We start from the raw sequence: 10182 nt of genomic DNA, 5'->3' as shown, positions 1-10182 counted from the left end.
GTTACGCTCCCAAATTTAGCGGGATGGCTACTCGGATTGGGATTATTAATTGGTTATGCGGTAGTTGCGCTATCGATCGGATTTAGATCCAAGTTTTTAACATTCACCCCTGAACCTGCTAATTTACAGTCGGGATTATGGCGACAGATCCGATCGTGGATCGGTTTATTCTTGATGCCTGCATTGGTAGAAGAATGTCTATTTAGACTATTATTAATTCCCCACCCGATCGAGACAGATTCATGGTTACATGTCTCTGGAGCATCGCTAATATCCTTAATATTATTTATCGGCTATCACCCATTAAATGCCCGCACATTTTACAGCTTGGGCAATCCCACCTTTATGGACTGGAGATTCCTAACTTTGACAGGGTTGTTAGGTGGAGTTTGTACGATTTCTTATCTAGCTACTGGTGCGATTTGGGTAGCGGTAATGATTCATTGGGTAGTTGTCGGCGTGTGGCTCAAGTGTCTCGGCGGATCGCAAAGGCTGACGAAATCGAACGTCCCACGTTTGATGGCGCATTTGCAGTAAGATGCAGGTTGTCTAATTGGATCGTCAACCAAGGATGACCTAAATTGACTTCAGAAAAAGGACTTTCAGCAGGAATACTCAGTTGAAATGGCGTCCATTGGAGTCCGGTTTCTACATCACCTCGAAATGCTAAAATATCTCGTTCTAAATTACCAAAGACATCACCACCAATTTTGAGTTTGCCCCAGAATGAAAGTGGTAGTGCTGTCGTGGATCGATCGACTCGACATAGCAACTTATTAGCTTGTGAAACCGTAATATTGCGATCGTTCCATCCAAAATCCGCCAACTCTTTGGGCAATCCCCAGATATTTCTCCCACCCGCTACAGATACGGGATTATCGACATAAATATGCGAAATCCATGCGCCGATTGTGTCTTGGTAACGCACCACCGCCGGAGCCACAATTAATTCGTGATACTGAAGTGTCGAATTAGTCTCATAGACTGACAGATATAAGCTACCCACCGTTTTGCCTGGAAGTACGGGGACGATCTCGAAATCGATCGGTACGAAGCGTCTGGCTGTAGCCAGATCGATCGCGTGGAGTGATTGGAGTGCGGTGCCATAAAGCTGCCACGGAGGTGCGGGATAGAACATGATTGGGCGATCGCCAAAGGGTCTCTATCTTTGAGTATGACACGGAAATTCGTGGGCAAAAAGGTCGCCCGATCGTGTTGATTTTAGTATCGCGGTTGGGTTAAATTTAGCCGATCGATGTCAGAATGGTTCAGATACAGCCTTATACGTCCCTTCGTCAAGTGATAAACATGTTGAATAGCCTGCACGCAGCCTTTGCTAATAACCGCGTCCTTAAAGTCATCAGTGGGTTAAATAACTTCGATCGAGATCGGGTAGCGATGGTAGTCAGAGCCGCAGATCTAGGCGGGGCAACCTTGCTCGATATTGCTGCCGATCCCGAATTAGTCAAGATGGCACGTCAGCTCACCAATCTTCCCATCTGCGTTTCTGCTGTCGAACCCGAATTATTTGTAGCTGCTGTCGCCGCAGGTGCTGACTTAATCGAAATCGGTAACTTTGATAGTTTCTACGCCCAAGGCATCCGATTTGAAGCAGATGAAGTTTTAGCCATCACTCAAGCTACTCGCGCCTTGCTGCCCAATATTACCCTCTCTGTGACCGTTCCCCACATCTTGAGCTTGGACAAACAAGTCGAGCTAGCCCAAGCTCTAGTCGCTGCGGGTGCAGATATCATCCAAACCGAAGGCGGTACCAGCAGCACTCCTACCCACCCAGGTACCCTCGGCTTAATCGAAAAAGCAGCACCTACCCTAGCGGCTGCTTATGAAATCTCCCGCGCTGTCGATGTCCCCGTACTTTGTGCGTCTGGTTTATCCAGCGTCACCGCACCACTCGCCATCTCCGCTGGTGCCGCTGGCATCGGTGTCGGTTCGGCAATCAACAAGCTCAATGATGAAATCGCCATGATTGCCGTAGTTCGCAGCTTGGCAGAAGCACTGGCGGCTACTCCTGCTGTTGTAAGAGGGTAGAGAAGACGAGGGGACGGGGGACGGGGGGACGGGGAGCCGGGGAGACTCAGAATGTTGTGGTGGGTTATCCTTCTCCTTTGGAGGATCTGAGCCGACATAAGTAGGTGTATTGGGTTTCATTCTTCAACCCAACCTACAGATCTTTCCCCTTTCCCCTAAAGCCCAAAACCTAAAGCCTAAAGCCTAACCCCAGATCCGGTAAACCCTACTGACCTCGATCGCCAAATACCCGCTAAAATACTTAATAGCCTCCTAGTGATAATGGAACACTGCTGTGCTTGCTCAACTAATTGCTGACTTCCGCATTATTTTCGATCGCGATCCTGCTGCTCGTAACTGGGTAGAGGTTCTCTTCTGCTATCCTGGGCTACAAGCTTTGTCCCTACACCGTTTCGCCCATTGGTTGTATCTCATGGGCGTGCCGTTTATTCCGCGCTTTATTTCGCATTTGGCGAGATTTTTTACGGGCATTGAGATTCACCCCGGCGCGACAATTGGCAAGGGGGTATTTATCGATCATGGGATGGGAGTCGTCATCGGTGAGACTGCAATTATTGGCGATTACGCACTGATTTATCAAGGCGTGACGCTCGGCGGTACTGGCAAAGAAAGTGGCAAACGGCACCCTACCCTCGGCGAAAATGTCGTTGTCGGTGCGGGAGCAAAAGTCTTAGGCAATCTCCAGATCGGTAGCAACGTCCGCATTGGAGCGGGTTCTGTCGTCCTGCGAGACGTACCTTCAGATTGTACGGTAGTCGGCATTCCCGGACGGATTTTGTATCGAGCAGGCGAACGCGTCGGGCCATTGGAGCATGGTAGCCTACCAGATACTGAAGCTCAAGTCATCCGCGCATTAGTCGATCGGATCGAAAGTCTGGAGCAGCAAGTTCAGAAAATGCAAGTCGAACAAACTTGCAATGCGATCGTCCAAGGCATCGAAACTCCCTCAGCAGAAGGAATCGAGCTACCACAAAGTTGCCAATTGGAAGATAAAGTCATCCGTCAATTTTTGGATGGGGCAGGAATTTAGATATCTGATAAATATCTAATCGCAAGCGATATCCCCGACTTCTCAAAAGAAGTCGGGGATATTTTGTTTACTAGTTTGGAGGTGCTTATAAATCGATCTGACTAGTCATTAATGGCGCTGAGGAGAATTTCTTTGAGTGTCAGATCTTCCATATCATCCATCGTGATTGTATCGACAATATCAAACTTTGCCCCCGCACGTCCGAGATCGTCGTCGAGGATTTTTAAAAACTTAGTTGCCGTTTCATCCGTACCAACTTGAATAAAAGAAATTGCTAATTCCTCATCGCGATCGAGTTTTTGAGTTGCATCTAGAATTACTTGCATTACCGCCTTGCGATCGTCAGGTTCGCCATCGGTAACTACTAAGATTAGCTCGCCATTAGCTGGAGTTTTACCAGCATTTTTGCGCTGAAAATAGTTACTCACAGCATCCTGTAAAACTGCTGCTAAGTCGGTTCTACCCGCAGGATCGTTTTCTTGAAAAATCGTGCTAACTTTAGCCGCAGTCACATTATCATAGCGTTTGAATTTCCCCGAAAATAGATAAACAGTAATCCCGTCTGGATCGAGTTCTTCACACTTACTAGCTAGAGCCAGTGCTGATTCCTGCATAATCTGCCAGCGACTAGCACCACCCGATCGATCTTTGGTTGCCATACTGCCACTTTTGTCAATAATCAACGTATAATCGCGATTTTCTAACATGTCAAATTCCTCAGTATTCAGATATTTGTTATTTTCTTTAGCTTACCCAACCGACGCTAATAAATCGAGAGTCGGTCGCCGCAATGTCCGATCGGTATCATTAGATCTAGTCTTTAGATTGTTCGGAATTTGGTACCAAACAGCGAATTGCTTCGAGCAACCCTCTAGCTTTATTTAAAGTCTCCTCATATTCTGTCACTGGATTGGAATCGGCAACTAAACCCGCTCCAGCCTGTACCGAGACAATATGACCGCCCGCATCATCGGGGCGGACGACCATTGTGCGGAGGGTGATGGCGGTATTAAGTTGCCCTTCAAAATCATAATACCCATACACTCCCGAATAAGCCCCCCGCCGACAGCCTTCGAGCTTGTGGATGATTTCGAGGGCGCGGATTTTGGGTGCGCCGCTAACCGTACCCGCTGGAAAACACGCCTTGAGCAGATCCCAGGCGGTTTTATCCGGTGCGAGTTGCCCGATGGCATTACTCACGATGTGCATGACATGAGAATACCGCTCGATCGTCATTAGTTTATCGACGACTACCGTACCACTCTGACAGACTCGCCCCAGATCGTTGCGCCCTAAGTCTACCAACATCACATGTTCGGCAACTTCCTTGGTGTCGGCGAGTAATTCCTCAGCGAGAGCATCGTCTTCGGCGGGGGTTTGTCCGCGTCGGCGGGTACCAGCGAGCGGACGGAGATTGGCTTTGAGCGTGCCGTCACGATTGCGATCTGCTCTCACCATCACTTCAGGGCTAGAACCGATAATCTGCCAATCCCCAAAGTTGAAATAAGCCATGTAGGGAGAGGGATTGACTAAACTTAGCGATCGATACAAATCGAATGGATCGCCCGTATAACTAGTAGACAACCGCTGCGAGACGACGACTTGAAAAATGTCGCCAGCTTTAATATGTGCCTTGGCTGTCTCCACATGGGCGCAAAATTCCGCTCTAGAAGTGTTGCTGCTATATTCAGCAGGGAGAGTAGTCAGAGGGGGGCTAGGCTGCGGCGGCGTCCATTCTAGAAACTTGGGGGCGAGGGGCTGTTGCAGCTTTTCAACTAAGGTTTTGACGCGATCGATCGCCTGAGTATAGGCGAGTTCCACATTCCCGTCACAACCCTGGAGATCGGCATAGGCGATCGCCCAAATTTTGCGCTTGACACGATCGAAGACAATCAAATGGTCTACCTGCATCCACAAGCCATCTGGCAGGTCTTGGGCGGTAGCTGGATGGATGGGAACTCGCGATTCGATCCATTTCATCAATTCATAGCCCCAGAAGCCAAATAAGCCCCCAATCCCTCCGGGCAGTTGGGGCAGTTTAATCGGTTGGTAAGGCTCCAGGCAGTCAGCCAAAGTCTGAAACGGATCGCCTGTAAAGGTGGTAACACTCCCATCACGGTGAGTTTTCGTCGTGAGATCGCCGCGATTTTCTAGCACCCACAAAGGGTTGCAGCCCAAGAAACTGTACCGCCCGACAGTTTCACCGCCCTCTACAGATTCCATCAAGAAGCTGTATGGTTGACCAGCACATATTTTATACCATGCCGAGACAGGGGTATCCAAATCGGCAACCCATTCTTGATAGACGGGGATAAAGTTACCTTGGCTTGCGAGCTGACTGAATCGATCGAGGCTGGGGAAGATCATTGCAAGAATGTTGGCATGGTATCTATCCTATTGTGCCTGTTGGGGCGATCGTCGGGCAATATATTTTTGAACGGGAGTGGCGAGGAATAATCCTAAATCGCCAGCAGGTGCGACTCGATCGGTTAAAATCTAGATTGGCGAACGGTTACTGCGCGAATTAGTAACTAGTAACCGGGAACTATTCACCGCGAACATCGAGCATAATAATGTCATTAAGCGATCTCCAACAACAACTAGCGACACTCCAAGCGACAGCACTAGAGGCGATTGCCCAAACTCAGACGCTAGAGGCATTAGAACAACTGCGAGTCGATTATTTAGGTAAAAAGGGCGAAGTCTCCAAAATCCTCGGCGGGATGGGCAAACTAGCCCCCGAAGAGCGTCCGGCAATTGGGGCAGCGGCAAACGTCGTTAAAGATGCCATTCAGGCACAACTCGATCGGGTCAAAACCGATCTCCAAGCCGCCCAGATTCAAGCGCAGCTAGCCGCCGAGACGCTCGATGTGACGATGCCCGGTGTGTATTATCCCCAGGGGCGGATTCATCCGATTAATTCGACGATCGATCGGATGGTCGATATTTTTGTCGGCATGGGCTATACGGTGGCAACTGGGCCAGAAATGGAGACAGATTACTACAATTTTGAGGCGCTAAATACGCCCCCAGATCATCCCGCACGGGATATGCAGGATACATTCTATCTTCCCGATGGCAATCTCCTTCGCACGCACACTTCTTCGGTGCAGATTCACTACATGGAGGAGAATGAGCCGCCAATTCGGATTATTTCGCCCGGACGTTGTTATCGTCGCGATACCGTCGATGCGACGCACTCAGCCGTCTTCCATCAAATTGAAATCCTAGCAATCGCCCCAGATCTAACCTTTACCGATCTCAAAGGTACCATCAAAGAATTCTTGACTCAAGCCTTTGGAATGGAGCTACCGATTCGGTTCCGCGCTAGCTATTTCCCCTTCACCGAGCCGTCAGCAGAAGTCGATGTGCAATGGCAAGGGCGCTGGTTGGAAATTATGGGCTGTGGGATGGTAGATCCCAATGTTCTCACTAAAGTCGGTCACGATCCAGAAGTATACAGTGGATTTGCGGCTGGCTTTGGGGTCGAGCGACTGGCAATGGTGCTACACCAAATCGATGATATTCGGAAGCTCTATGGTAGCGATCTCCGCTTCTTGCGCCAATTTTAGCCGATTCCAGCTATCTACTTCCAACTGACTGGTAAACACTCACTACAATCCGTAGCAACCGTGCTATCTGCCGAGACAACGACTGGTGGTGCTGGCGGTGGTTCGGCACTGACTCGAACAGCAGTAGGTACGATCGCCAGCGCAGCAATTAGCCCACAGTTTAGAAATTTACGCACGATCTAAGCCCTAATATGTTGATGTCCCTACAATCTAACTAATAAATGTGCGAGATCCTGTGAACTAAATCACATCGCGTAGTATTGCGATCGCAGTGCGTCTAAACACGCTTGAGTAAAGTTAGAATTCATTCGCAAGTTCTCTAGACATTAGTAACAATTTTGTCAGTCCCGATCGTTTACCATCCCGATTATGTCGTACCTTTACCCGATAGTCATCGCTTTCCGATGTCCAAATTTCGGATCTTGTACGAGTTATTATTAGCAGATGGATTAGTTACCGCCGATCGAACATTCGCCCCCACATTACCACCGACGGAATGGTTAGAATTAGTTCACGATCCGGCTTATATTCAGGCTTACTATACTGGCACATTAGACCCTAAAGCCCAGCGGCGGATTGGTTTACCGTGGAGTCCCGAATTAGTCAACAGGACTTGTATCGCTCTAGGTGGCTCGATCCTGACTGCAAAACTCGCGATCGAACATGGCATCGCATGTAATACAGCAGGTGGCACCCATCATGCTTTTGCTAATATGGGTTCGGGTTTCTGCATCTTCAACGACCTGGCAATCGCATCTCGTGTAGTCCAAAAGTTAGGATTAGCTAAAAAGATCCTCATCGTCGATCTCGATGTCCATCAAGGCGATGGTACGGCGGCAATCTTTCAACGCGATCCGAGTGTATTTACCTTCTCCATGCACTGCGAGATAAATTTCCCCAGCAAGAAACAAACCAGCAATCTCGATATACCCCTACGGGAAGGGATGGAAGATAAGGAGTATTTAACCACCCTTTCGCAATATTTACCCGATTTATTATCACAGGTAAAACCAGATTTAGTGTTATACGATGCGGGTGTAGATCCACATATTAGCGACAGGCTGGGTAAACTAGCTTTAACGAATACGGGGATATTCGATCGCGATTTATATGTGTTAGATACTTGTGTATCTCAAGGCTATCCGATCGCCTGTGTCATCGGTGGTGGCTATGCTGAAGATATTCCCAGCTTGGTTTATCGACATTCGCTACTTCATCGGGCAGCTAGCAAGATTTATGGTAAATACAAGCTATAACTTTGGATTTAGGAGATTTTTTCTCTTAAAACCATCATTTTTAGCGTAAGATCGTTATAAGGGCAGAATACCAGAAAAATTCTGCAACCAAAATAACGATGCTAATTCAACTAACTATCGAAAACTTTCTATCATTCCGAGACGAAGTTACTTTTAGTATGGTGGGTGTTAGTAGCGATCGACAACATGCCGATCGACTGATGGAAGATGCCGCAGGCAAAGGACGACCCGTATTACCGATCGCTGCAATCTATGGTGCAAATGCCGCAGGTAAATCAAATCTAATTGAGGCTCTGATATTTGTACAAGATCTAATTTTAGAAGGCACTCGCAGTAGTCAGTCTATTCCTGTGTCCACCTTTAAATTGGGAAATTATAGTAAAGCACCTAGTAAATTTGAATTCATATTTACGCATCAAGATGCAAGATATTCTTATGGATTTAAATTAAATCGAGAACAGATTCTCGAAGAATGGCTCCATGTAATTCCACCTGGCAAGAAAAAAGAAGTTATGTATTTTGAGAGAATTACATCTTCTGAAAAGAAGACATCTGTGAATTATGGATCGCGACTTACAGGCAGAAGTAAGAGACGCAAACAATTTCTTGAGTTTATCGCAGAAGGCACGCGACCAAATCAACTATTATTAACAGAAGCAACTGAGCGAAATGTTGAGACTTTATTCCCAATAGTTAATTGGTTTGCAAAGGTATTAAATATCATCCCTGCCGAATCAATCTTTGCCAACTTAGATGTTTTTGTGGTGAGAAAATCTTTTACTGATTTTCTTAGTGAATTTCTTATGATTGCAGGTACTGGAATAGAGAAGGTTGATAAAATAACAATCGATCTTGATTTCGATCGGCATTTTTCACGATTGCCAATGGCAGAGAGAGAGAGTTTGATTGAAAAAATATCCGAATTAGATGAAAACTTTGCAATTGTGGCTGATGACAATAGTGGTAAAAAATATATTCTTGTAAGAAGCGAAGATGGCTCAATAAAATTAGTTGTTTTAGTTACTCAGCATCGCCATGAGAATGGTAAATTAATTGATTTCGCTATAGATGAAGAATCAGAAGGAACTCAGCGATTAATTAATTTAATTCCATCACTATTTTTACTACAGGGTGATGATGAGCATGTCATTTTTATTGACGAGCTAGATCGAAGACTACATCCTTTACTTTCACGTCTTTTTATAAAGAAAGCCATTGATTGTAGAGGGAAAGAAAATCAACTTATTTTTACAACTCATGATACAAATTTGCTCGATCTAGAATTACTTCGTCGCGATGAAATTTGGTTCGTCGAAAAAGATCGTCAAGGGTCGTCAAGCATATATTCATTAGCAGAATTCAAAACTCGACCCGACTTAAAAATTGAGAAAGGTTACTTGAATGGTCGATTTGGAGCTATTCCATTCTTTGGGAATCCTGAAAGCTTAGGCTGGAACAGTCAAGATCGAGATGCTGAAATGGAAACGATCGAGAATTAAAGTAATGGGTATTAATCGAACTAAATTACTAGATCGTCAACACGATCGCCGTGATGCCAGACTTTTTGTAATTGCAACTGAAGGTGCCGTTACCGAACAACAGTATTTTGAGATGTTTGGCAACAGTCGGATTAAAGTCAAAGTGTTACCGACAGGTAGTGCAAATCAATCTGCACCTGACTATGTACTCGATCGCTTAAATTCATTTAGAGAACAATTCGATCTCGATGAAGATGATATGTTGTGGCTGGTACTTGATGTCGATCGATGGGGTGACGAAAAGTTAAGTGTTGTCTGTCGTGAAGCTAAACAGAAAAATTATTATCTAGCTATTAGTAATCCATGCTTTGAAGTTTGGTTGTGCCTTCATTGTGACGAGCTGAATTCTGAAGATAAAACATGTAAACAGTTTAAAGCAAGGCTGCGTAAAATTTTGGGAAGTTATAATGGTAGCAATCTAGATTTATCCCAATATCAGCCTAACCTGTCGATCGCAGTAGAACGCGCTCAGATATTACATCCAGATATCAAGCAAAACTGGCCACCCACAATCGGAACTCATGTCTATCGATTAGTCGAAATTCTAATAGATCTAGTCTAGGTTCTGACAATGCTATTGTTCCGATTTTGATGGTGAGACCGATCGCTTATAGACAATGTACAAATCATCAGATCGAATACTAAAGAGAGTGTTTAGTTAATTATCAATAAAATTTTAGCAAAACATTTGTCAAATCAATGTAGGTATTGCTTTGACAACAGGGCTTCTAGCGATT

General features: G+C 45.9%; 11 protein-coding genes. 8 read left to right on the top strand and 3 right to left on the bottom strand.

Going from position 1 to position 10182, the window contains the following annotated elements; all coding sequences use genetic code 11:
• A partial coding sequence (locus tag RMO35_RS04535; RefSeq protein ID WP_309738864.1) for a type II CAAX prenyl endopeptidase Rce1 family protein occupies positions 1-537 on the top strand: 537 nt, incomplete at its 5' end.
• Here the strand turns inward: RMO35_RS04535 and RMO35_RS04530 are convergent.
• Positions 467-1138: an acetoacetate decarboxylase family protein gene (locus RMO35_RS04530; RefSeq protein WP_309738862.1), complete on the bottom strand. Its 672-nt coding sequence runs from the start codon at positions 1136-1138 to the stop codon at positions 467-469. The genes RMO35_RS04535 and RMO35_RS04530 overlap by 71 nt on opposite strands.
• A 170-nt stretch (positions 1139-1308) precedes the next feature.
• On the opposite strand from RMO35_RS04530, the gene RMO35_RS04525 reads away from it, so the two are divergent.
• Together RMO35_RS04525 and cysE are read left to right on the top strand one after the other, a co-directional pair.
• A complete protein-coding gene (locus RMO35_RS04525) occupies positions 1309-2049 on the top strand; it encodes a DUF561 domain-containing protein (protein ID WP_309738860.1) in 741 nt (246 codons plus the stop codon).
• A 274-nt stretch (positions 2050-2323) separates the two neighbouring features.
• Positions 2324-3079: a serine O-acetyltransferase gene (gene cysE, locus RMO35_RS04520; protein WP_309738858.1), complete on the top strand. Its 756-nt coding sequence runs from the start codon at positions 2324-2326 to the stop codon at positions 3077-3079.
• A gap of 101 nt (positions 3080-3180) precedes the next feature.
• Here cysE and RMO35_RS04515 read toward each other — a convergent pair whose 3' ends face one another.
• The gene (locus tag RMO35_RS04515) at positions 3181-3786 is read right to left on the bottom strand and encodes a VWA domain-containing protein (protein WP_309738857.1); all 606 of its coding nucleotides are present in this window, start codon (positions 3784-3786) and stop codon (positions 3181-3183) included.
• 106 nt (positions 3787-3892) lie between these two features.
• Positions 3893-5446 (bottom strand): anthranilate synthase component I family protein, encoded by a 1554-nt coding sequence (locus tag RMO35_RS04510; RefSeq protein ID WP_309738855.1) that lies wholly within the window; start codon positions 5444-5446, stop codon positions 3893-3895.
• Between the two features lie 206 nt (positions 5447-5652).
• On the opposite strand from RMO35_RS04510, the gene pheS reads away from it, so the two are divergent.
• The 5 genes from pheS (at position 5653) to RMO35_RS04485 (ending at position 10007) form a co-directional block, all read left to right on the top strand.
• Positions 5653-6651, top strand: a complete 999-nt coding sequence (gene pheS, locus RMO35_RS04505; RefSeq protein WP_309738854.1) for a phenylalanine--tRNA ligase subunit alpha — start codon at positions 5653-5655, stop codon at positions 6649-6651.
• A gap of 60 nt (positions 6652-6711) precedes the next feature.
• Positions 6712-6834: a hypothetical protein gene (locus RMO35_RS04500; RefSeq protein ID WP_309738853.1), complete on the top strand. Its 123-nt coding sequence runs from the start codon at positions 6712-6714 to the stop codon at positions 6832-6834.
• Between the two features lie 155 nt (positions 6835-6989).
• Positions 6990-7907, top strand: coding sequence for a histone deacetylase (locus RMO35_RS04495; protein ID WP_309738852.1), 918 nt, complete (start codon positions 6990-6992; stop codon positions 7905-7907).
• A gap of 98 nt (positions 7908-8005) precedes the next feature.
• Positions 8006-9406, top strand: a complete 1401-nt coding sequence (locus tag RMO35_RS04490) for an ATP/GTP-binding protein (protein ID WP_309738851.1) — start codon at positions 8006-8008, stop codon at positions 9404-9406.
• A gap of 4 nt (positions 9407-9410) precedes the next feature.
• Positions 9411-10007: an RloB family protein gene (locus RMO35_RS04485; RefSeq protein WP_309738850.1), complete on the top strand. Its 597-nt coding sequence runs from the start codon at positions 9411-9413 to the stop codon at positions 10005-10007.
• The last annotated feature ends 175 nt before the right edge of the window (positions 10008-10182 follow it).

The sequence above is a fragment of the Chamaesiphon sp. OTE_20_metabat_361 genome, from assembly GCF_031364565.1.
This window is presented reverse-complemented; position numbering and strand designations above follow the sequence as displayed.